The sequence below is a fragment of the Breznakia pachnodae genome (genome assembly GCF_030814225.1).
Taxonomy (GTDB): Bacteria; Bacillota_I; Bacilli_A; order Erysipelotrichales; family Erysipelotrichaceae; genus Breznakia; species Breznakia pachnodae.
On record NZ_JAUSUR010000006.1, the window covers coordinates 98,959 to 124,806 of the forward strand.

A 25,848-nucleotide genomic window follows, 5' to 3' on the forward strand; every position below is an offset into this window, starting at 1 on the left:
GACATAAAACTATGTCATTTTTCTTCGTGTGGTCAGTTAAGACTTCTTACTACGCTTTCTTAACTGTTGTCCAATTACAATCAAACTTAGCAATGCCATGGCACAAAGCATTTCTAAATTATGATAGTCACCTGAATCAACCGATTTTTTGTCTTCTATTTTTTCGCCTTTGTTGTCTTCTGTTGGTTTCACACTTGAAGCACTTTTCTTAAGATTATCTTTTGCTTTTTTTAGCTCTGCAAGTTGCGTATCTATTTCCGGTTGCGTTGCGTTTTCGTCACTTAAGACTTCTTTCGCACGAATCAATACTTCCTGAAGTTGTTTCCAACTACTTGCTGTGTAATCTGCTTCTTTTAAGTTCTCCACTTCTGAAATCAACTGTTCCAACGCCTTACTATCAGTTGCTTCACCTTGGATTCTATTCAGTGCATTCATTGCATTTGTTAATGCAGCTACTGCACTATCCACCTCTGTTTGTGTAGCATTTGCATTACTACTGATTTGTTTTGCATTTGCCAGTTCTTTAGCAAACACATCCCAACTATCCTTAGTGTATGCTGCTTCTACTTTTGCTTCAGCATCTGTAATTACTGCATTTAATGCACTTACATCTGCTTTTTTCACCAATTGGTCTTTCACTTGTTGAAGTGTAGCTAATGCTGTATCCACTTCTCCTTGTGTTGCATTTACATCACCCACTAATGCTTTTGCATCTGCCAATGGTTCTTTTAATGCTTTCCAACTATTTGGTGTAAATTCTTTTTCGTCTAAATCATCTACTGTTTTAATAAGGTCATTTAATGAAGTTATATCAGCACGTTTTGCTAGTTTATCTACTACTCCTTGTAATGAAGTAAGTGCTGTATTCACATCTTCCTGACTTGCATTTTTATCAGCTGCAACTTCTTTGGCTTTCGCTAATGGTTCTTTTAACGTTTTCCAGCTATTTGGTGTATATTGTTCTTCTTTTAATGCAATAACTTCATCTATAAGTGTATTTAAATCTGTAACGTTTGCACGTTTCGCCAACTTATCCACTACTCCTTGAAGTGTAGCTAAAGCATCATCTACGTCTGCTTGTGTAGCATCATCATCGCTAAGAACACTGTTTGCTGTTGTAAGTGGAGCTTTTAATGTAGCCCAGCTGTTTGGTGTATAATCCGCTTCTTTTAAAGCGGCTACATCATCCACCAATGTCTGAAGATCATCTTTATTAACATCCACATGCAATGTACCAAATACTTGCAATTCACGAACACCGTAAGTCATACGTTTTCCATCGCCACCAACTTTGATATTTGTAGTTGCTATTTTAATATACCTTACAGTTGTATTTTCAACATAATATGTATCTTCTTTTTTATTAGGAAGATTTTCGGTTTTCTTTTCTCCCAACAAAACCATATCTTTTTCTGTTAATCCCCCATAGATTTCATACTGGTACCAAGTGGTAGAATTATCAAATTCTAACTTGATTTCATCAATATCATAGTTATCTTTTAAATCAATCAATGCCCATCCTGGTGTGATTGGATCATGTTGATAAGCTTCTCCTGTTGGACTTAGTCTTCCAGAATTCCACGCAGTTGAAGATTCACCATCTATTAGATTTTTTGAGTTTCCTGAAGGATCGTTATGAGCTGTAATGGTTTTAGTAAGTGCTACATTTGTACGTCCTGTTAAATCTAAAGTGGTCAAATAATCATATACACTCCAATAAATGTTATTTACTTCATCAGGCGCTGCCTCATTTTCAACTGCATCAGAAGCCTCTTCCAACATTTTGATTAGCTTTTCAAGCAGATTTGATGAATTAGGATCAAGAACTAAACCTTTAATTGTTTCAACTAAACTTGATAACTGGCTAAGTTCAGGTAACATACGTTCTCCATATGCTCTGATTTCCTTAATTCTTATTTCCGTTTTTGACTCATCATCTAAGTGTTTTGAATCTTTGATACCAACAACTTTTATATATCTTGCACTTACATTACTCAGAGTGATTACATCACCAGTGTCTTCGTGCAACTCATTCGTTGTTTTCTCTGCTATTTTATTCCAGTTTTCACCATCTGCACTACCATATACTTCATATAGATAATATGTATCATCTGTATTATCAAAAGCAATATTGATTTTAGAAAGTTGGAATTCAGCAACCAAATTCACGATTACTTCTGGTTTGCTTACTTTTCCATCTTTGGTTGTTGCAGCTGCGCTAAGTACTGTATCTACATCACCATCATTTGTCTGATATGCTTTCCCAGTAACTTTCCCTATTGCGTCAATTGGTTTCTCTAATGCAATATTACCAGCATTAGGATCCAATCCTTCTGTTAAAGAGCAATTTGCAATTACTTTATCAACAACTGCTTTTACTTCTTCTGGCGAATCTTTTGGATCACGTGTATATGTCTGTTCTCCCATTACCCATTGCCAGTAAATATCAAAGTATCCTCCAACACTAATTTCACTAACAGGAGTACCATCCGTTAGATTTTTCTCTATTTTATCCAGATATACACTCCAGTTATATTTGTATACATCTGTAAAGATACCCTCATAGTTTCTCCATCCATAATCCTTTAGTTTACTATGTCCTGCGCGAGACCCCCATGTGGTAATTAATGTTTTCGCATTCATCTCAAATGTATCTTTTGAGAAATCATCATAGTTCGCTGCTAAATCAGTTGCCTTTCCAATCCATTCTCCTCCAAGTTGTTCTTTTTGGGTTGCTTGAATCTCATTCACAATATCTAATGTTGCAAGGAAATCTTCTTTCGCTACTTTAAAGTCTTCCAGCGAACCCGCATTTTTTGCTTTTAATACATCGTTATAAGAAAGAACCGCATAATTACTTGCTACCTGTCTCATAATCTCTGTCATATCATAACGATAACTTTCACTGTCTTTGAACTTATCATAATCTTCTGCTAACAATTTTAATGCTGTCTCCAGTTTATCTGCACCATAAGGAATATCTTGTGTTCCGTATGCCTGTGGTGTTTTATTCTTTGTACCAAATACTTCATTAGTATAGCGAACACCATGGTTATAGTTACTAGTTCGCATTGTTTTCCATGCTAATTTCGCATTTTCTGACGTTCCTCCATACCTTCGCTCAATATATTTGTCAAGCCATTTATCTAGACTGAAATCTTCATCAGCCCATGCCAAATCGAAAATCAGATCATACATCACTGGATTATCATAAGTTGCTTCAGAAATAATTCCAATTCCCTGCATATGATTTGATGTCTTTTGTGCATTTAAGATATCTTCAACCATCACATCCATTTGTCCATTCATTGATGGATTTCCACCAAAATTGGCTAATAAACACCAAGCCCAGCTTGTTCCATTGAATTCTTTTGAATCTAAAGTAGTACTTCCATATTTGGTTGTATTATATTTTGTCCATGACTTGATTGGATATTTAATTAAATCAACAATCAGTACATGGTCTTCACGATATTCACCCATTCCATTTAATAAAGCATTGGTTGGATTACTTTGCCATCCTTGAACGACCCATACTGCTTTATCATCATATTTTAATAGTGATTCCAGCACTTCCTTAGAAATAATGTCATCTGTTAAATTAGATGGACGTTTTCCACCTTCATGGAATGGATCAACTGCATAATAATCACTAGTTGCACCATATACATATTCTTGTGCTTTATAGAACTGTTCTGCATATTCATCATATTCTGCTGAATCTGTTGCAATCATATCTGGTCTGGCAAATCCATTCCAGTCACCTTGTTTGATTACTTGAACATCTGGCTGATATTCATTAAAGTTTGTTGGAACCATCCCTGCGTATCCTTGCAGTACGGTTTGCATTCCTAATGAATTTTTCCAACGTTGGCTACTTCTAGCAAGTTCCATACGGTCCTTTACATAACCATCAGGAACTGGACCACCAAACGATTCCATATTATCCATAAACTGCCATGCATAATAAGAAGGTCCTGTTAGCCAGTCTTTTGCATCATCATAACTATAGCCATAATTCATCAAGAAGATAATCCATGTTGCTTCCTGACCTGCAAGATCCAATACAACATTCACTCCATTTAATGCCAGCCAGTCATTTTCTCTTTGCCACTCTTCTTCGCCAAAGAATGCAAATGTATAACTAAGGGTACAGTAGTTAAACGCATATCTTACCTGATATGGAGTTTCCTTACGTACTGTTGTACCAATTGGTACAATTGCATCTGGCATTTTCGTTTGCATTGTCTGTTCGGAAATGTGTACGTTTACATAATTCTTAAAGTAGTAGTTAAGTCCTGTTGTTAGTGAAAGACCTTCATTTCCTTTGATATGAATTTTCCCACCTTGATCACTTAACTCATAATAATCATTTTCACTTCCTGTATCTGCAATTTCAAATGTAAACCAATCACGATACTCTGCTCCAATTGTACGATCAATAATTCCATATACATTATTGATTGTTTCATCATTACTAATTGGTGCTGCATAAGATGTATCATTGTATGCCTGTACGCCTAAGATTTCTTCTAATGATCCATCTCTTAGCGTATCCGTATTTGTATTTGTTTTTGTTCCATATGCTTTTATTTCAGAAAGGTAAGCCTTGCTGTCGCCTTCTGTATACTCCATATAAACGCGAATAATACGATAAGACTCTGGTGTGTCAAATGTAATTGTATCACCCTCTGCAGTACCTGCTAGAGCTTCTCTGCGTTGGTACAAACGATCATAGGTATTCCCATCATTACTACCATAAACTGTATAGTAGGTTTTCTTACCTATTGGTGTATATAATTGTAGCTTTGTAAGATCATAGGTATCCATTAAATCAATATCTACATATGCTGGAAAGAATACTCCAGACCATGTAGTTGATGCATCGCCATCATTTACTCTTTCTACTAGACTTTTAGAAAGATTGGTACGAGCTGGTTTCTTATATGCAATATTGTCAGCATCATTTGGATCTGTTAGTTTTTCAAGTGACTGATATGCAGCTCTTAATGAACGATACGCATTACGAATTGCTGTGATATCATCACTATTTCCATCAATTAGAGAATTTGCCAAATCTAAATTACTCTTAAATGTTGCATAGCTTTCTTCTGTATACTCAGTTTCAACAGCCGTTGACACTTCATCAACCAATGTTTTTAAGCTTGCCAGATTAATTCCTTCACTAGAAGCAATTATCTTTGGTTGTTTGCCTTCTAAACTAGTTTCTTTACAGTGAATTAAGATAGAAGTATCTGCAGAAGTCTTAGCAGTTACAAAAACAGTTATTTCTGTCTCTCCAGCTGCTACTAATTCTTCAACTTTAGGTGTTATATCTCTAACAATTTGTTTTTCTTCAGGTGTCTTGTTTTCATATTCATATCCTTTATCAATATGAAAAGTAAACAACTCATTCGTATTGTCACGAGAAATTGATTCTGGTTTTGTATTCCATGTAATTGACTCCTCACTCCAACTAGTATCTGTTGTATAACGGAATGTATAATCTTGATCTGATGCATTATAATTCGCATTCTTAAATAGATTGAACTCAAATTCAAATTTATCTAAATTATTTGCTTCAATTTCTTCTTTCGTTGGTAAGTCAAATTTCATGAGCCCTATAATTTCATCAGAGCCGTAGTGTTTTGAATTTATTACTCTGTATCCAAGGCCTTCGTACTGTGCACCATGAGCCTTTGTTATATTCTCAAAATTATAAATTGTAGTAGCTTTACTTTTCCTAACAAACGCATCTTCTTTTACTACATATTCAATCGGTTCATTTTCATCTGCATACACACTCAATGATTCATCATTAGAGAATGTAAAAACCGAAGAAAGTAGTAAAAATGACATTATGATTTTACCTATTCTGAATTTCTTATCCATGTTGTTCTCCTTTTCTTTTCACCAACAAAATATATTTAAAAGAATTCTCACTCACCACCTCCACTTTTCAAACTGTATCCCTATCATATACGTTGATTATAATTTATAAGTTTTGGTAAAATATTGTCATTATTAGTAAAATGTTGGCAACTAGAAATTGCGTACTCTATAGATTGTTTTCTTCCATCAGTTGTTCTGCATACTCTTTAGGTGAGTACCCTGTTAACTTTTTAAATACTTTTCCAAAGTAACTTTGACTTTGAAAACCTAATACTGAAGATATTTCTTTAATTTTTTTATCATCTTTTAACATCTCTTTAGCCTTTTCAATTCTTATCTCCATAACTAAATCCGTGAAGTTTTTTGATAAATTTGTATTTAAAAGTCTACTGACATAAAAAGGACTCACCCCTAAGTAATCAGCAACATTATTCAATGTTATTGGTTTATTATAATTCAATGAAATATAATACAATGCCTTCTTTGTAAGTTTGTTAGATCCCATAAGTTCCTCCGATTCCAAATGTACTGTAAATACATGCATCAGATCTAAGAGTTTTTCATGTAAATTCTCATATGGATTTTCATAATTAATTGTCATATAATATTCTTTTTTATCTAGTGTCAATTTAAATTTTTTATTAAATGCAATCAATAATTTATCATTAAACTCTTCAAGCAAACGAATGATTTTTTTTCGTTCAAAATATAGTAAATATAAATAGAAACGGTTTACTTCCTTCTCAATAGCTTTTTTATCATTCCGCAAAAAATCTGCAATTAATTGATCACAAACCTCATCGATATCATAGTTAGTTGTAGGATTAATTACCATTTTTTGTTGAGTCTGAAGATTGATTTGTTTTCCAATTGCATCAACAGCCTCTAAATAAGCATTATGAAAGTTTTCACAGCGATCATGAACCTTGCTTATACCCACATATTTATAGTCTAAGTTATATTCATGGATTAGATTATTCATTACTTTAATATCTGCTTCATTTGATACAGTTGAACCAACTATAAATAAAATATATAGTCCATAATAATTATCATACATACTGTTATAACCTAATTCTTCAAAACGATCTGCAAGTTCTTTAATCATTTTCAAGTGAACAAATTCATTTTTGGCGACAATGCACATACAACTGATTGGGCGCATGTTTAAAAGTAGAAATAATTTCTTTAACTCTGTTATTTCTTTGTTTTGAACGATACTATGAACACAGTCACTTTTAATTATTGGCTTTATCTCCTCTATCTTACTTACCAGTTGACTTGCCTGACGTTTTTCGCTTGCTTTGCTTTTTCTCATATCAATGATTTGTAAGAGCATATTATGAAGTGTATCCCCTGTTACTGGTTTTAAAATAAAGTCTTGTACACCTAAACGAATAGCTTCTTGTGCATACTCAAAATAATTGTAAGAAGTAAGAATTAAAAAGATTGCTTCGTTTCTAATCTGTTTCATCATTCGAATTGTATCTAATCCATTAATTCCAGGCAAATTAATATCACTTAATACAATATCTATTTTATGTTTCTTATATAACTTTAATCCCTCATAGCCATTTTCAACACTGTACACTTCTAAAGTATCTTTAAATTTTTCACATATCAGCGTTGCTAATGCTTCTCGTTCAATAACTTCATCTTCAACTATTAGTAATTTATACATTTAGTCCACCTCCAAATAGATGTCTATAATTGCTTCAAAACCACAATCTGGATAACTATTAAACGAAACCTCTGCTTTCTTTCCATAAAACATTTTTACTCTTTGTAATACATTGTATAACCCTAAACTTGCTCGATGCTCTTGCTCACTAAAATCATTCAGTAAAATTTTCTCCAAAGCATCTGTATCAATCCCTTTCCCATTATCGCTTACGCTGATTAAAACATGTTGATTCTTATATTCAAACCTAATAATAACCTCTCCATCATCAATTACTTCCTGTAATCCATGTTTGACTGCATTTTCCACCAGTGGTTGAACAATAAGACCAGGAACTTGGATGTTTGGTAAATTGTCATCTATAACTAGTTCAAAATTAATTCGCTTGTTAAACCTTAAATCTTGAATATAAATATAATTTTTAATAGCATCAATTTCACTATATAAACTACTTGTTTTATTTAACTTATCTAATCCATACCTTAATAAATCACAAGTTTTACTTACCATACTGCTAGTCAATGTTGCATCTTCTGCACATGATGTTTTATATATCATATTCAATGTATTAAATAAAAAATGAGGATTGATTTGATTCTGCAATAGTTTCAGTTCACTCTGCGCCAACAATTCATCTTTTTTTAAACTTTCGTTTTCTTTTTCTAGTAAGCGATTTCTTAACTCTGATTTTTCTTTTTCATTCACAACATTCTGTTTTACATCAACTGCCATATCATCAAGCGCATTACACAATACTTCCATTTCGCTAGAAGTATTCGATATTTCACTTAAGTCATAATCTCCATTACGAATTTGCTTGATATTCTTTAGAAGTGAATAAATTGGATCAGTAATTGATTTTACAGTTCTTATCGAATAGAAAATAATCCAACCGATTGCCAATAAAGCAATTATAATCGAAACAGTTAATACAAATTTTTCATTGTCTGCAATGTTTCCTCGATCCATCTTCATTTGGGTTGTAAGATATTCATAATAGGTTGAGCTTGTCTTGTTAATTAATTCATACTGTTTAAGGAAATTATTATAATATGTTAAATATTCTCCCTGATTATTTCCTCTGACATCAATTGTTCCTTGTGCTGCTCCCTGATATGATTCCACCATATTATTCAATAACACAAATCGCCAATAAAAATCTGAATCTGTCTGCTTCTCTAGTTTTTTAGCATAATCCTTTGTTGCTTTAATATGCGTATTATATGTATCAAGATCTGCCTCATTATCAGTATAAAGATAGCTTTTTAAACTATTATGAGATTGTTGCAGACTATTATAAAACTCACTTAAATCATCATACATCTGTATTGTTTTGGTATACATATTATTGGTAGTCTGGTTCAAAACATAATAAAGAGTGATGAATCCTACTACAACAATTATTAAAATTGCATTGAGTCGAAAAAATTTCTTGCGAAAGCTTGATTTTTTACTTATTTTTTTCATCTTGTTCATTTAAGTATTCTTCCACGTTCTCTTGATTAATCATCTTTAACTGTACGCTTTTCTTTTTTTCGCTCTCAACTTTTCCATTATTCAAGTAATCGTATAGCATTGCTACAGAATCATATCCATAGTTATAAAATGAAGTGATAACACTTCCATCAATTTTTCCATCAGCAATCCCATCAATGGTCTGCGACATATTATCAACACCATAAATTAAAATATCGTCTCGAATTCCCATTGCCTGTGCTACCTCACCACAAGAGATTGCAGATTCACCAGCAAAATTGATTGCAACATCTACATCTGCTTCCTGAAGTGTATATTCCCATTCCCGTTTTGCTCTTACCGAATCTGACTTAGACTCTGTAATTTTCACAATTTCAAATCCTCCAGGGTGTTTTTCAAATACCTTTTTTAATTCTTCAATTTGTTGGGTTGCAATTTCAAAATCAATTTCAGCAACCTGAATTGCAACACTCAAATACTCGTCTTTTCCAATTTGACGTTCAACATCTTCAAGAAATAACTCCGCCTGATCACTAAAGTTTTTTCCATAGTATAAATAACGTTCACTATCCTCCATATCAGAATCAACTAATACCACTGGTATATCACTACTATTTGCCTTGTTGATAATTTCAGGTGAAACAACTCCTTGAGTAATAATTGCATCAGCATGTTGTGCAATTGCTACATCCATTACCTCTTCCATTGCTTCGGTATCAATTGTTGTTGGGCCAATCCAATCACATTTTAATTCATAATCATTACAAGCATCCATAAATCCAACTTTTGCATCTAACCATATTTCATGCTCACTTAGAGGTGTTGCAAACACAAAATATGAAAACTCTTCTTTTTTAGTAGTTGTTTCACTGTCGCTGGAACAAGCCGAAAGTATCAATACTACTATCAGTATAACTTTTTTCATATGTCCTCCCTCAATTTAATGACCTCTCTCAATTTAATTATATAACATAAGCATTATATTTATAAGTTGTTAATCTTTTTTGCTTGCCCTCTTTAATTTTATTATATAGATATTTGGATAGTAATATCTTATCTTTATTGGTAAAATGTTGCACTTTTAACAAGATAATAAGAAATAGTTGAGTTTATCAGTAAAATAAATAAAAGCATATCAACCTTTCCGTTCATATGCTCTTAATTATATTTGTGTACTTTCTTATCTGCTATTAACTCTTTTCATTCTATATGATAGATATCCTAAACTAATAATTATCATTCCTATTAATATTGATATATTTGTAGTATCACCAGTTTTGATTCCAACATCACCAATGGAAGCATTGGAACTATCACTTTTATTAGGCACTTTTGTAGAATCAACTACTATATCAGCCTTCTTTCTTACTAACTGATTATGTGCTTCTTGAAGAGTTTGGATGGAATCATCCACTTCTTCTTGAGTTAAATCTTCTTTTTTTAATACTTCTCTTGCCTTATCTAATTCAGATTGTAACAGATTCCAGCTCTCTTTTGTGTACTCTGATTCTATTAGACTTGATAATTCATTAACTAACTCATCTAGTTTTACTTTATCTACTTTATCTACTTTATCTACTTTATCTGCATTTTGTAGCACTAAAGAATCATTTGCATTTATTAATGTTGTTAAGGCTTCTTCAACTTGTTTTTGTGTTGCGTTCGCATCATTCGCAATTGTTTGAGCCACTCTTAAAGCTTCTTCAAATGTTGTCCAACTGATAGGAGTGTAGTCACTCTCTACTTTGTTTGAAATATCATTTAATAAGTTAACCAAATCTTTTATATTTGCTCTTTTTACTAATAAATCATTTGCTGATTGTAAATCTGCTTTTGCAGTGTTAACAGCAGTTTGACTTGCATTTTTATCAACTAATACTTCTTTAGCATTTGCCAGAGATTTATTTAATACAGTCCAACTATTTGGTGTATAATCAATTTCATGTAAGGCCGTTACAACATCAATAAGCGCTTTTAACTCGCTTGTATTTGAACGTTTGTCTAATTTGTCAATTGCGCTCTGCAACATAATTATCGCTTCATTAACATCATCTTGTGAAACATTACTGTCGTTTAATACGTCATTTGCTGCCTTTAATTGATTCATCAGTATATTCCAACTATTAGGAGTATACTCTATTTCATCTAACTTTTCTATATCATCAACCAAGACTTGAAGATTTGTTTTATCAACTAATCGATCTGATAATTTCTGAGAAAATAACCAATCAATAAGTCCGTCTTCAGAAGCAGCTTGATTCCATATGATATGATCTGCATCTGTGTATGTAGTAAATTTAATTTTCTCGCCACCAGCTTCAATAATTGCATTGTACATCGTTTCAGTTCCGCTGTAAGGCACTACATTGTCCTTTGTTCCATGAAATGTCCAAATTGGAATATCTTTCAAAATATCCGCTTTATTTTCATCACCACTTCCACAAATAGCAACTGCTGCTGCAAACACATCACTATGCCTTGTGATTAAATCCCATGTTCCAAATCCTCCCATAGATAAACCAAATGCATAGATTCGATCATCATCAGTATTGTATTCACTTTGTATATTACCTAGTATATTCATTACTGACTTTAACTGCACCTCAGAAACTTCATCACTGTTGTAGCAGCCTTTCGTCCAATCCGTTTCAACCCATCTTTTTCCTGTTGGACACTGTGGTGCAATGACAATTGCTTCCTTTACACCATCTTGTGTATTGAATAATGGTTGAATTGCATTTTTCAATTGTGATTCATTATTATTTCCTCTTTCTCCAGCACCATGCAAAAATACAATTACAGGATATTCCTTTGTTGAATCATAATTTTCTGGGACATATAGTCTATAAGGCATTTCATCCTCACTTCCATCGTTGTAAATTCTTTTTTCCATATCCTCATAAACGTTCACATGTTTAATCTCTAACGACTCAAATGCGCTTTGAAGTAAATGATAGTATTTTTGTATTTTTACTAAATCTTTACTATTCTCATTTATTAATTCATTTGCTAAAATCAGGTTTTCTTTTACTATCTTATAACTATCTTTAGTGTAGTTATCTATGGATAAATCTGATACCTTTTCAACTAATGATTTCAGACTATCCAAATCAATTCCCTCATTTGATGCAACAATCTTTGCTTTTTTATTCTCCGCTTGCGATTCTTTACTATGTATCATCAATCCAGTATTTGCAGAATATTTTGCAGTAATAAAAATTGTTAGTTCACTCTCACCACTATCTACAAGGTCTATTATAGTAGAGGATATATCTCTTTTAAGATGTTTCTCTGCGTCATCTTTGAATTCATACTCATCTCCTTGATCAATATAAAATGTAAATATTTCATTCGTATTATCACGTGATATTGAAGAAGGTTTTGTATTCCAAGTTATTGTAGTTTCATCCCAACTTGTATCGGTTGTATAATGAAAAACATAACCTTGGTTTGCAACTGTGTAATTTAAATTTTTGAATACATCCAATTCAAGTGTGAATGTATCTAAATTGTTTGTTTCAATTTCCTCCTTAGTTGGTAAATCAAATTTCATTACACTTATGATTTCATCATTTCCACTATATCTGGTATTTAATACTCTATATCCTTTTCCTTCATATTCTTTTCCATGAGCTGCAGTTATATCTTCATAATTATATTTATTATTTGCTCTACTCCCATTTCGTACAAAAGCATCTTCTTTTACTATATACTCAATAGTGTTTTCTTCTGCAGAAACCATAAACTCAGATGTATTAGTATTCATAAAAACTGAAAACAATAAAAATGCTGAAATACAAATATTTATAATCTTATTTCTCTTTTTCATAAAGTTCTCCTTTTCTTTGTATTAACTTCTCATCTAATTTTTATTTTTTCCACCTCCCAATCGTTTCAATCAGATACTTAAATATAGTTTTATTATATTTACATTGTCTTAGTGATATCTTGCTATAATTGGTAAATTATTAACTTTAAACATAAAAAGAAGACTGTCCAAACTGAACAATCTTCATTTTTGAGTTTTATTTTCTTATACTGTTTTTCTTCTTTCTATATACGATATAACCCATACTTAATACTAACATTCCTAACAATAGCGATAAATTCGTAGTATCTCCTGTATCAGTGCCACTTATACTTTCATTCTCTGAAGCACTGTCATTTGTCTTAGGATCATTTGCTGGGTTTCCATTATCACCAGGTTTTGGTTTTTCTGTAGGTGATGATTTCACTTTCAAGTCTTTAATTGCTTTTGACAACTCATTATATGCATTATCTATTTCTTCTTGACTTGATGCAGTTTCTACTGCTGTTTTTGCATTTTCTAAAGCTTTATTCAAAACATCAACACTTTCTGTAGTATATTTGCTAAGATCTATTTTCGATACACTATTGATTAAATCATTAAGTTTTACTGTATCCAATTCGCTTGGTTTATTAACTTCTAGTTCATCAATGGCACCTTGTAGTTCTTTTGTCATGTCATCTACTTCTTTTTGTGTAGGTGTTCCTTTTACTAATTCCTCAGCTTTATTAATAGCTGTAAGCAGTTTATTTGCACTCTCCTCTGTATAATTATTCAAATCAAATGATTTCGCTACAGTAATTGTTTCTTCAAGCTTCGTAAGATCTACTAACGTTTTTTCAACTAAAGCATCTTTCGCATCACTTAACTTATCATATGCGACATCTACTTCACTTTGTAACACATCTTCTTGTTTTATGATTGATTTAGCTTCATCTAAAGATGTTTCTAACACTTGCCAACTTTCTTGAGTATATGCATCCTTATCAAGTTTAGAAATTTCATCTATTAATTTTTCTAAAGATTCTGTATTAGCTTTTTCATATAGTGAACCATATACTTCCAATTCACGTATTCCATAAGAAGCTCTCTTTCCATCACTACCAACTGTAATATCTGTTGGTACTACTTTGATATATCTTATATTTCTTTTTTCTAATAAGTAATTGTCTTCTTTATCGTTTGGCAAGTTCTCAGTTGTCTTTTCACTATATTTATCCCATTTTTCTCCATCTTTACTCACATAGATTTCATACTTATACCAAAGACTACCAGATGGGAATTTTAATCTGATTTCTTCAATATTGTAATCACCCTCTAAGTCAATAATTGCCCAACCTGGAACAATTGGATCATGTTGATATGGTTTTCCTGTAGGACTCAATCTTCCTGCATTCCATCCCGTTCCAATATCACCGTCATTGATTTTTGTAGGTTCTCCTGCAGTTCCATTGTGAGCTTCCACAGGTTTATTAAGTGCTAGATTCACCATACCATTTAAATCTAATGATACTAAATGATCATATAAATTCCAATAGACAGAATTGAGATCATCTGGTCCAGCACCTTGTTCAATAGCATCTTCTGCATTTTGAATTAACTTCTCTAGTTGTTCTATTTGTGATGATGAATTTGAATTTAAATTTAATTCTTCTATTGCATTTATAAATCTGGTTAATTGCTCTGCATCCGGTAACGTTCGTTCTCCATAAACTCTAAGTTCTTTTATACTTATTTCCATCTTTTCTTCATTATCTAAATGTTTAGAATCTTTTGTACCTACAACTTTAACAAATCTAGCCATGTCATTATTTACTGTAATTATATCTCCAGATTCACTATGCAATTCTTCTGAAGTTTTTTCACCAATTTTGGTCCAGTCTTTGCCATTCGTACTTATATAAACTTCATAATTATAATATCTATCTTCAATATCATTAAATACAATGTTTACTTTTGATAATTGAAATTCTGCAACTAAATCAACAATAACTTCAGGTTTTACTACCTTGTCTTTTTCTTTAGTTGCACTAACTGTTATTGATGTATCCGTATTTCCATCTGTTGCAAATCTAGATTTTCCAGTAATTTTCTTTGAATTCACATCCACTGGTTTATTAAGAGCTAAGTTTCCTGCATCTGGACTTAATCCTTCTGTTATTGAACAGTTTTCAATTACCATATCAACGACAGCTCTCACTTCTTCTGGTGAATCTTTTGCAGTTCTTGAATACTCTTGATCACCCAGCACCCATTTCCATTCATAATCAAAATGATAACGTTGACTTCTTGGTTCAGTAGTAGTGCCATTTGCTAAATCATTCTCAACTAAATTTACATATTCTTCCCAGTGGTGTTTATGTAAATCTAAGAACATTCCTTCATAATTACGCCATCCATACTCTTTTAAACCAGCATTTGGATTTGTACCCCATGTTGTAATTAATGTTTTTGCATTTATTTTAAATAGGTCTTTTGAGAAGTCATCATAGTCAGCTACCCGATCTGTAGCTTTTCCAATCCATTCTCCTGCAAGTTGATCTTTATCAGTTGCCTGCACTTCATTTAGTACATCAAATGCTTTTAAGAACTTCTCTTTTTCGGCACTGTAAGCTTCTAAAGAACCATTGTTTTTTGCAGTAATTAAATTATTGTTTGATAATACTGCATAATTACTTACATGTTGTCGCATAATTTCTCTTAAGTCATACAGATAGCACTCGCTATCTTTAAATTTATCATAATCTTCAGCAAGCAATTTAAATGCAGTTTCCAATTTATCAGCACCATAACTTATATTTTTAGTACTTTGGAACTGTGGACGACTATTTTTCAAACCAAATATTTCTTCTGTATGTCTCACTCCATGGTTATAGTTTGAGTCTTTCATCATTTGCCATGCTAATCGAGCATTTTCACTAATGCCACCATAACGTCTTTCTATATAACCATTTAGCCATTGGTTTAAATCAAAATCTTCATCCGCCCAAGCTAAATCAAATATCAAGTCATAAAGAACAGGATTATCATATGTTCCTTCTGAGATAATTCCAATTCCTTTCATATGTTTACTTTCTTTTTGAGCCTTTAAGACATCATCTACCATAACTTGCATTTGTCCATTCATTGTTGGGTTACCACCAAAGTTTCCTAACAGACACCAAGCCCAGTCGGTTCCATTGAATTCTTTTGAATCAAGCGTAGTGCTTCCATATTTCGTTCTATCATATTTTGTCCATGATTTTAAAGGATATTTAATTAAATCGACAATTAGTACATGATCATTTCGATATTCGCCCATTCCTTTTAATAATCCATTTGTAGGATTACTTTGCCATGCTTGAACAACCCAAACTGCATCTTTATCATATTTCAGTAATGATTCCAATACTTCTTTCGATACTGTTTCATCACTCAATCCCTCTGGTCTTGTACCACCTTCATGATATGGATCCACTGCATAATAATCACTTGTATCACCATATACAAATTCTTGAGCTGCATAAAATTTTTCTGCATATTCATCATAAGTAGCTGAATCCGTTGCAATCATACTTGGACGTAAATTCCCACCCCAGTTCTTTTGTTTTGTAACTTCTACATTAGGTTGGAATTCATTAAAGTTTGTTGGAACCATTCCTCCATATCCTTGTAGTACGGTTTGCATTCCTAATGAGTTTTTCCATCTTTGAGAACTTCTCGCAAGTTCTAGACGATCTTTTACATATCCATCAGGAACTGGACCACCTAAGGTTTCCATATTGTTCATAAACTGCCATGCTGAATATGATGGACCTGTTAGCCAATCTTTTGCATCATCGTAAGAATAACCAAAGTTCATTAAGAATTGAATCCATGTTGCCTCTTGCCCTGCAAGATCTAATACAACATTTACTCCATTTAATGCCAGCCAGTCATTTTCACGTTGCCATTCTTCTTCACCAAAGAAGGCAAATGTATAACTAAGAGTACAATAGTTAAATGCATACCTTACCTGGTATGGCGTTTCTTTACGCACTGTTTTTCCAATAGGAACGATTGCTTCTGGCATATTTACTTGCATTGTCTGCTCTGAAATATGTACCTTAACATAATTCTTGTAATAATAGTTTAATCCTGTCGTTAATGATAAACCCTCATTACCTTTTATATGAATTTTTCCATTTACATCACTTAATTCAAAGTAATCATTTTCACTTGTTTCATCTGCAATTTCAAAAGTGAACCAACTTCTATATTCAGGTCCAACTGTTCGATCAATGATTCCATATACATTTTCAATTGTTTCATCATTTGTTATCGGTGCTGCATATGCAGTTTGGTTAAAAGCTTTTACATCTAATATCTCTTCCAATGTACCATCTCTTAATACTTCTGTATTTGAATCTGTTTTTTCTCCATATGCTTTTACTTCTGATAGATGTGACGTAATTTCACCATCTGTAAATTCAAGAAAGACTCGAATAATTCGATACGATTGTGGTGTATCAAAGATTATTTCGTTTCCTTCAGCCGTAGCTTTTTCATCAACTCGATGTTGGTGCAGACGATCATAATTATTTCCATCATTACTTCCATAAATTGTATAATATATAATCTTCCCCTCAGGTACATAAATCTGCAATTTATCTAGATTATATGTGTCCATCAAGTCAATATCTACATATGCTGGAAATGATGTTCCTGACCAACTAGTTTTAATATCCCCATCCGTAACAAGGTTTGTTGCCTTTTTAGATAGATTACTTCTTGTTGGCTTATTAAACGCTACGTTTTCATCATCAATTACTATTTTTTCCAACCCATCATATGCTTTTTTAAAATTTCTATAGGCTATTTTTATCGCAAATGCATCCGTGCTGTTATCTGCAATTAATTTGTTAGAAACATTTAGATAATCTTCAAATATAGTATAACTATCTGTTGTATATTCTTCTTGCTTTACAGATGGTGTACTTTCTACTAAATCCTTTAAATTTTGTAAGTCGTATGTTTCATTTGATGCAATTAATTTAGGACTTTTGTTTATAGCTTTTGTTTCTCTACTGTGTAAAAGCAAAGAAACAGAACTATTTTGTTTTCCAACTACAAATATCGTTATCTCAGTATTTCCATCTTCAATCAGTTGTTTAATCGTTTCTGATATATCCGTAGTTATTCTTTTTTCAGAATCTTTTTTTATTTCATACTCTTCATCTTTATCGGTATGAAATGTAAATAATTCATTTTCACTACTCCTTGATATTGATTCTGGTTTTGTATTATATGTAATAACTGTTTCATCCCATGACATATCTGTTGTATAATAGAATCCAAAATCTTGAGCTCCATTTTTAAAACCTGCATTTTTAAAAACATTAAACTCAAATTCAAATGTATCAAGTGCATATTCTTCTACTTCTTGCTTAGTTGGTAAATCAAACTTCATGATTCCAATTATTTCATCAGAAGGCGTATATTTTGAATTTATAACAGTATATCCTTTACCAGCATACTGTGCTCCATGAGTACTTGTTATATTTTCAAAATCATAATTCGTGTTCCCTTTACCTCCACTACGCACAAAAGCATCTTCTTTTGCAATATATTCAATTGTTTTATTCTCTGCTGCTGACACTATTTCCTGTTTTGGTGAAACTATAAAAACACTCAATCCAATAAATAATGATAATATTGTCAATAATAATCGATTTCTTTTCATAATGATCCCCCTTTATGTATCAATTATTTTTCTTCCTTATTCACTTTAACCTGTTTTTTCTTTATCACTCCTTACAATTTAATCGCAAAGCCAGTCAAATATATATTTATTATAAGTAATTAATAATAGTAAATTTTTGCTTTCGTTGGTAAATTATTGAACTTTAAAGATTTTCTATAGTTTTTTTATATAGTAATTTTAAAGAACTTATAACTATACAAATATGAAAGAAAACATAAAAAGAACCTCAAAATTTTATCCTTGAGGTTCATCTTTTATATCTTTTATTTTATATATTAAGCATTTGCTTTAACAATCAGTTTTGCAATTTTATCTGCATATGAAATTGGATCTTCAATCTGGAATCCTTCCATCAACAATGCCTGATCATATAGAATTGATGCATAATCAGCAATCTCATCTTTATCTTTATCATATACATTTTGTAGTGCTTTAAATAAATCATGGTTTGGGTTAATCTCTAAGATACGAGTTGCTTTCATACCCATTGGATTTCCATTTGGCATTTGTGCCAACACCTTTTCCATTTCAAATGACATTCCATCTGCTGCACTCAGTACAACTGGATGACTTACCAGACGAGTAGAGATTTTCACATCACTCACTTCATCCTTCAGCGCTTCTTTTAACGCGTTCAGAAGGTCTTCATTATCTTTTGCAGTTTCTTCTACTTTCTTCTTTTCTTCATCGCTTGCAAGGTCTAAATCACCTTGAGAGATGTTTTTAAATGTTTTTTCTTTGTATGTATTTAAGATTTGTAATGCAAATTCATCTACATCATCTGTAAGATATAGAATTTCCAAATCTTTTTCTTTTACTAATTCTACCTGTGGTAATTTATCAATTTTTTCAACACTGTCACCACTGATAAAGTAGATTTCTTTTTGGTCTTCATTCATTCTGCTTACATACTCATCTAATGTAACTAACTTATCTTCTTTAGAAGAATAGAACATTAACAAGTCCTGCAGCATTTCTTTGTTCGCTCCAAAATCATTGTATACACCATATTTGATCTGCGTACCAAATGTATTCCAGAACGCTTCATATTTTTCACGATCTGTACGTAATAATTTTAATAATTCACTCTTAATCTTCTTTTCAATTCTAGTTGCAATTGCACGTAACTGACGATCATGTTGTAGCATTTCACGAGAAATATTTAATGATAGATCTTGTGAATCAACTAATCCACGAACAAATCTAAAGTGTTCAGGAATCAGTTCACTTGCCTTATCCATAATGAATACACCTGAAGAATATAACTGTAATCCTTTTTCATAATCATTTGAATAATAATTTACTGGAGCTTTCGAAGGAATAAATAACAATGCATTATATGACACTGTTCCCTCTACACTTGTATGAATTACTTCCAGTGGAGGATTGTAATCCTGGAACTTATCCATATAGAAGTTATCATATTCTTCTTTTGTAATATCACTCTTATTACGTTTCCATAATGGAACCATTGAATTCAATGTCTTATTTTCAACTACTGTTTCATATTCATCACTATCTTCTTTTTTTCTGCTTTCTTCCACATCCATCTTGATTGGGTAACGAATGTAATCAGAATATTTTTTTACTAATCGCTGAATCGTTGGACTTTCCAAATATTCATCATAGTTTTCATCATCGGTATTTTCTTTCAGATAAAGCGTAATAATTGTACCACTTGTATCTTTTTGTGTTTTTGTGATTTCGTATCCATCACTGTTTTCACTCATCCAGTGGTAAGCATCTTCACTACCATATTGTTTTGAAACTACTTCCACCTTATCAGCTACCATAAATGCTGAATAGAATCCTACACCAAACTGACCAATAATATCAATATCTTCATCCGTCTCATTGTTTGATTTAAAATCAAAAGAACCACTCTTGGCAATCGTACCTAAGTTTTCTTCTAATTCTTCTTTGCTCATACCGATTCCATTATCTTCAATCGTAATCGTACGTTGCGCCTTATCTAATGTTAAGTCAATCTGTAAAGTACCGCGATCAACATCCTCTAGTTTTTCACTTAATGATTTATAATAAAGTTTATCAATTGCATCTGATGCATTAGAGATTAATTCTCTCATAAAAATCTCTTTATGAGTATAAATAGAATTTATCATCAGATCCATCAATCGTTTCGATTCTGCCTTAAATGCCTTTTTTCTTGCCATGCTATACCTCCTGTTAGCACTCTTTCCTATTTTGTGCTAACAGTATTGTAATACGACTTCTTAGCACTGTCAACCCCTAAGTGCTAAGAAAAAGACTCATTATGAGTCTTGCTTGTTATAGATAGAAGTTCGAAACTCACTATAAGGAGTTACATAACTTAATGATTCTTTTTCTAATACTCCTTGTGGGCGTAAGCGATTGTTTTTATATTCATCACTTTCGACTAATAAATCTCCCACTCTGTTTGCTTTCAACATCGTTGGTTCTCTATCTTCCAACATAATCATTCCATAGATTAACGATGCTGATATATCCATTGTCTCCTTCGTAAACTGAGTAGCTTCCACCAAAAGTTTATCGATGGTTGATTTTAATTTTGGAATATCTGTATTATCTTTTAACGCAATAAAATCCATATCGTTGTTTCCCATAATCATTGGTCGATACAATACCAACAAACTATCTACTAACTGTAACATTTCCTTTTTTATATACGTTAAATACGCCTTTTTGATTTCAACATCATCACCAACCAGATAATTTTCTTCTCCATCAAATGTAAAATCTACGATATAAGCTATTTCACAATGTTTAAATCCTCTTGGAATAAAATTTGTCTTAATTACGGGATACTTTTTCATTCGTTCTCCTTTAATACAAAGTTTTCAATTGCATATGCAACTCCACTTTCATCATTAGTAAGCGTCACTTTATCTACCATCTCTTTGATTTTTCTTGGTGCATTTTCCATTGCTACACTTAATCCGGCAACTTCAAACATTGATAAGTCATTGTAGTTATCACCAATACATACAACTTCATCAAGCTGAATACCTAAATCCGCACATACATTTTGGATTGCTTTTCCTTTGGATGTATCTTCACTGGACATCTCAAAGTTTTCATCATATAAATATAAATTAATTCCTTCAATTTCTTTTAGTTCTTCACGCATCTTGCGAACATTTTCTAAGTTTTCATCCCATGCAAAGATTTTCAGAATATTAATATCCTGATTTGATAAAACATCTACCACATCAACATTGTACAACATATCCATCTGATCCTTTAGTGGTGTCTGTGATTTGAACTGATCATAATCTAAAATACCTGGATCACTTTTTGTACATAATGAAAGATTCTTATTCTTAAAGTAAGTTCGTACATGATATTTTTGTGCTAACTTAGCAACTTTCATAACTGCTTCTTTCGGTATTGGAAATTGTCTTGTCTTATTCGCAATACGATAATAAGCTCCATTAAATGTAATATGTCCCATTCTTCCAGAAATCTGATTCATAATACGAATTGTGAAACAGTTTGGTCGACCACTTACGATTGCAACTTCAATTCCCTGGTCCAATGCCTTACGAATTGCTTCACGATTCTTCGTAGATACTCTTTGACGTGTATCTAATAATGTTCCATCTAAATCTATACAAATTAATTTATACATTGTTTTCACCTCTTCCCTAGTAGTATATCAAAAAAAGATATGTATTCCTACATATCTAATCGAGTTTACCTTCACTTTGTTTAATATCTTCTTTTGTATGAATGGTTGTCTGAATCATTATTGTCAATGCTTGTACAATCACTTCCAAAGTCATACTGGCATATTGTGGTTTATCGCTGACCTGTTGTGGTAAGAATGGGATATGAACAAATCCACTGCGAATATCTGTATCTCTTAGCATATGGCTTACACCATACATTACATGGTTACAGACATACGTACCAGCACTGTTTGATACCTCAGCAGGTATTCCTTCCTTACGTATTTCAGATACAATCGCTTTGATTGGTAACGTTGAGAAATAAGCATCAGGACCATCATCAACAATCGCTTCATCAATTGGTTTGTTTCCTGCATTATCTGCAATTCGATAATCATCCACATTAATACCAATGCGTTCTACACTAATGGCACTTCTTCCACCAGCCTGTCCAACACAGATGACTACATCTGGCTGATACATCTTAATTGCTTCTTCTAATACTTTTAATGATGTATATTGTTCAACTGGAATTTCTATCCCAATTACTTCATGACCATCAATTTCTTTTGGCAAACGTTTTACTGCCTCAATTGACGGGTTGATTGCTTCTCCACCAAATGGCTGAAATCCACTAATTAATATTTTCATAACAACATTCCTCTACTTTTTATATTATATATAATACCATAAATGGAAAACAAGAAGTCCTACGACTCCTTGTTTCTCTTTTCTAAGACTTTCAGTGCTTTCTTTACTTCCTCTGCTCTTCGTTTATCCTCATGGTAATCCAATGTATTTAACTGCAGATAATCTTTGGAAATATCAAACATTATTTCAGTATCATCAAAGAATTTAACTTTTATTCTGACTTTCACATAGGTAGAAGGTGTTGCCAACACAATCCCTGCTGTACTAGCTGCGATATTATTTAAAACCGTTTCTGCTGTTTTGCCCTTTTGTGGTTCTTCTATAATATGAACCTTCTTCACATTCTTATAGTCAAAAATTTTGTTGTCTAAACTAGGAACTCTCCACAACTGATGTGCCTTATCAAATTCCACATATCCCAATACTTCTTTGCTAGGTGTAAATTCACTCATCTCCATTCACCTTCCTTTTATACAAAGATTATATCATATAAATGTTAATCCTGTGTTAATTATGGAAAAAAAGACTTCACTATTAGAAGTCTCTCTCATAACTATAGTTTTGCGATAATTGCATCACTGAACTCGGTAGTAGAACTAGATCCACCTAAGTCAGCAGTTCTTACCTTATTTTCAATCAGTACATCATCAATTGCTGTACGGATTTTTGTAGCTTCAGTTTCATATCCTAAGTAATCTAGCATCAGACATGCTGCTAACAATAATGCAGTTGGGTTTGCTTTGTTTTGTCCAGCAATATCCGGTGCACTACCATGCACTGCTTCAAACAATGCAAAGTCATCTCCTAAGTTACTACTTGGTAATAATCCAAGACCACCAATTAATCCACTTGTAAGATCCGATACAATGTCTCCATACAAGTTTGGCATAACCATAATATCAAACTGTTCTGGTCTCATTACTAATTGCATACATGTGTTATCCACAATCATATCCGTTGCTTCAATTTGTGGGTAGTCACCTTTAATTTCATTAAAGATATTCAAGAACATTCCATCACTCAATTTCAGAATGTTTGCTTTATGCACACAAGTTACTTTTTTACGATTATTCTTCACTGCGTAATCAAAGGCGGCACGAATAATTCGCTCACTGGCACCTCTGGTAATTAATTTGATTGCATGAACAGTATTTTCATCAATCATTGTTTCTTCACCAATATACAAATCCTCAGTATTTTCACGGAATGTGATAATGTCAATATTATCAAACGGTGTTTTTACATTTGGCATTGATTTCGCAGGACGAATATTTGCATATAAATCATATTTGTTACGCAATTGTACATTCAGACTTTTGAATCCTTTTCCAATTGGTGTTGTAATTGGTGCTTTTAAAACAATTTTATTCTTTTCAATAGAATCAAAAACACTTTGTGGGATTAATGCTCCCGTCTTTTCGTAACATGCTTCACCTACTTCATGAAGTTCAAAGTTTAAATCTAAATTTAATGTTTCTAAAATACGTACAACTTCCTTACAAATCTCAGGACCAATTCCATCCCCTTTTAATACGGTAATATTTTTCATTCTATTTTCCTCTCATTTCTATATCAATATATGCTTCTGCTTCACCTACATATTTTGTGGCAGGACGAACAATCTTACCACTGTACAACTGACTTTCAATATTGTGTGCCAACCAGCCAACACTTCTTGCACATACAAACAATAATGTATACAGGTCTCTTGGTATATTCAGCATTTCATACACAAATCCACTGTAGAAATCTACATTCGATGAACATCGGATTCCCTTATACTCATAGATCATTTCTTTCGCAACCTTTTCAAATCGCTTATAGAAATCATATTCACGTTGCATTCCTTTTTCAGCTGCCAGTTTTTCTGCTGCGTCACACAGAATCTCACTACGTGGATCACTTAATGTATAAACGGCATGACCCATTCCATAAATTAATCCACTCTTATCATAGTAATCTTTATCCAACAGACGACATACAATATCTTTAATAACGGTTTCATCTGCATCATAACCGATTTCATTGATAACCGTATCCATCATATCACAAACCTTTAAGTTCGCACCACCATGCTTTGGCCCTTTCAAAGAACCAATCGCGCCAGCAAACGAAGAATAGATGTCCGTTCCACTACTTGACATTACTACATTCACAAAGGTTGAGTTATTCCCTCCACCATGATCAGCGTGTAAAACAAGCGCAATATCTAACACTCTTGCTTCAGTTGCAGTAAACTTTTGGTCTGGACGAATCATCTGTAAGATGTTCTCAGCTACACTTAAGTTTTTATCCGTATTATGAATAAACATACTTTTTCTTTCATAATAGTGAATTTTACTTTGATAGTTGTAGCAAATCAGACTAGGAATCTTTCCTACAATATGTAATCCCTGTTCCAAAATATGGTCAATACTTACATCATCTGGTGTTTTATCATATCCATATAAAGTAAGTACATCCTGCTGTAATTTATTCATTAAGTTTTTTGTGGGGAAACGAAGGATTTTACTTTCTAAGAAATGTTTTGGTAATGCATATTTCTTATGCAGTTCTTTCGTAAAGATTTCAAATTCTTCTTTGTTTGGTAAATAACCAAACAAAATAAGAAAACATACTTCTTCATAAAGATTGGCATTCTTCGTTTTCGAATGTTCAATAATGTCCTTAACATTGATTCCGCGATAATAAAGCTCCCCATGCTGATCAATTTTCTCATCGTTTTCTTTATAGTACCCAACAACATCACTGATTTTTGTTAGTCCAACCAGTACTCCTGTACCATCTTCATTACGAAGGCCATTTTTTACTGAATATTCTTTATATAGTTTGGAATCTATATAACCTATTTCTTTCGATTTCTCGAAAAATAAACGAATATTTTCATTCATTTTTTCACCCCCTAAGTATTATTGTTGTCTATTATACCATTTTTCCCTCAAAAAAC

Annotated in this window: 13 protein-coding genes; all 13 read right to left on the minus strand. The window is 32.4% G+C overall.

Features of this window, described 5'->3' with window-relative positions; translation table 11 throughout:
* Positions 1-36: 36 nt before the first annotated feature.
* The 13 genes from J2S15_RS15090 to J2S15_RS15150 all read right to left on the minus strand — a co-directional run bounded on the left by J2S15_RS15090 (position 37) and on the right by J2S15_RS15150 (position 25,792).
* Positions 37-5,892: an alpha-N-acetylglucosaminidase TIM-barrel domain-containing protein gene (locus J2S15_RS15090; protein ID WP_307409801.1), complete on the minus strand. Its 5,856-nt coding sequence runs from the start codon at positions 5,890-5,892 to the stop codon at positions 37-39.
* Positions 5,893-6,058: 166 nt separating this feature from the next.
* Complete coding sequence (locus tag J2S15_RS15095; protein WP_307409803.1) at positions 6,059-7,573, minus strand: response regulator transcription factor; 1,515 nt, start codon at positions 7,571-7,573, stop codon at positions 6,059-6,061.
* Positions 7,574-9,049, minus strand: coding sequence for a histidine kinase (locus J2S15_RS15100; protein WP_307409806.1), 1,476 nt, complete (start codon positions 9,047-9,049; stop codon positions 7,574-7,576).
* Entirely contained in the window at positions 9,024-9,974 is a 951-nt protein-coding gene (locus J2S15_RS15105; protein WP_307409808.1) for a substrate-binding domain-containing protein, read from the minus strand. The genes J2S15_RS15100 and J2S15_RS15105 overlap by 26 nt, the downstream gene beginning before the upstream one ends.
* 255 nt (positions 9,975-10,229) lie before the next feature.
* Entirely contained in the window at positions 10,230-12,878 is a 2,649-nt protein-coding gene (locus J2S15_RS15110; protein WP_307409810.1) for a prolyl oligopeptidase family serine peptidase, read from the minus strand.
* 196 nt (positions 12,879-13,074) lie between these two features.
* Complete coding sequence (locus J2S15_RS15115; RefSeq protein WP_307409813.1) at positions 13,075-18,558, minus strand: alpha-N-acetylglucosaminidase TIM-barrel domain-containing protein; 5,484 nt, start codon at positions 18,556-18,558, stop codon at positions 13,075-13,077.
* Positions 18,559-18,854: 296 nt separating this feature from the next.
* Positions 18,855-20,753, minus strand: coding sequence for a molecular chaperone HtpG (gene htpG / locus J2S15_RS15120; protein ID WP_307409814.1), 1,899 nt, complete (start codon positions 20,751-20,753; stop codon positions 18,855-18,857).
* Positions 20,754-20,852: 99 nt separating this feature from the next.
* Positions 20,853-21,395: a hypothetical protein gene (locus J2S15_RS15125; RefSeq protein ID WP_307409817.1), complete on the minus strand. Its 543-nt coding sequence runs from the start codon at positions 21,393-21,395 to the stop codon at positions 20,853-20,855.
* Positions 21,392-22,210 carry an HAD family hydrolase gene (locus tag J2S15_RS15130; protein ID WP_307409819.1) on the minus strand — a complete coding sequence of 273 codons (819 nt, stop codon included), beginning with the start codon at positions 22,208-22,210 and terminating at the stop codon, positions 21,392-21,394. Before J2S15_RS15130 ends, J2S15_RS15125 begins: the two co-directional genes overlap by 4 nt.
* A gap of 55 nt (positions 22,211-22,265) precedes the next feature.
* Entirely contained in the window at positions 22,266-22,901 is a 636-nt protein-coding gene (gene pcp, locus J2S15_RS15135; protein WP_307409821.1) for a pyroglutamyl-peptidase I, read from the minus strand.
* A 59-nt stretch (positions 22,902-22,960) separates the two neighbouring features.
* Positions 22,961-23,353 (minus strand): hypothetical protein, encoded by a 393-nt coding sequence (locus J2S15_RS15140; protein ID WP_307409823.1) that lies wholly within the window; start codon positions 23,351-23,353, stop codon positions 22,961-22,963.
* A 101-nt stretch (positions 23,354-23,454) separates the two neighbouring features.
* Positions 23,455-24,450, minus strand: a complete 996-nt coding sequence (locus J2S15_RS15145; protein ID WP_307409825.1) for an isocitrate/isopropylmalate dehydrogenase family protein — start codon at positions 24,448-24,450, stop codon at positions 23,455-23,457.
* Between the two features lies 1 nt (position 24,451).
* The gene (locus tag J2S15_RS15150) at positions 24,452-25,792 is read right to left on the minus strand and encodes a citrate synthase (protein WP_307409826.1); all 1,341 of its coding nucleotides are present in this window, start codon (positions 25,790-25,792) and stop codon (positions 24,452-24,454) included.
* Positions 25,793-25,848: the final 56 nt, after the last annotated feature.

Coding starts and splice junctions, on each gene's coding strand:
- J2S15_RS15090 (WP_307409801.1), bottom strand. CDS start 5,892: ATGGATAAGAAATTCAGAATAGGTAAAATCATAATGTCATTTTTACTA.
- J2S15_RS15095 (WP_307409803.1), bottom strand. CDS start 7,573: ATGTATAAATTACTAATAGTTGAAGATGAAGTTATTGAACGAGAAGCA.
- J2S15_RS15100 (WP_307409806.1), bottom strand. CDS start 9,049: ATGAACAAGATGAAAAAAATAAGTAAAAAATCAAGCTTTCGCAAGAAA.
- J2S15_RS15105 (WP_307409808.1), bottom strand. CDS start 9,974: ATGAAAAAAGTTATACTGATAGTAGTATTGATACTTTCGGCTTGTTCC.
- J2S15_RS15110 (WP_307409810.1), bottom strand. CDS start 12,878: ATGAAAAAGAGAAATAAGATTATAAATATTTGTATTTCAGCATTTTTA.
- J2S15_RS15115 (WP_307409813.1), bottom strand. CDS start 18,558: ATGAAAAGAAATCGATTATTATTGACAATATTATCATTATTTATTGGA.
- htpG (WP_307409814.1), bottom strand. CDS start 20,753: ATGGCAAGAAAAAAGGCATTTAAGGCAGAATCGAAACGATTGATGGAT.
- J2S15_RS15125 (WP_307409817.1), bottom strand. CDS start 21,395: ATGAAAAAGTATCCCGTAATTAAGACAAATTTTATTCCAAGAGGATTT.
- J2S15_RS15130 (WP_307409819.1), bottom strand. CDS start 22,210: ATGTATAAATTAATTTGTATAGATTTAGATGGAACATTATTAGATACA.
- pcp (WP_307409821.1), bottom strand. CDS start 22,901: ATGAAAATATTAATTAGTGGATTTCAGCCATTTGGTGGAGAAGCAATC.
- J2S15_RS15140 (WP_307409823.1), bottom strand. CDS start 23,353: ATGAGTGAATTTACACCTAGCAAAGAAGTATTGGGATATGTGGAATTT.
- J2S15_RS15145 (WP_307409825.1), bottom strand. CDS start 24,450: ATGAAAAATATTACCGTATTAAAAGGGGATGGAATTGGTCCTGAGATT.
- J2S15_RS15150 (WP_307409826.1), bottom strand. CDS start 25,792: ATGAATGAAAATATTCGTTTATTTTTCGAGAAATCGAAAGAAATAGGT.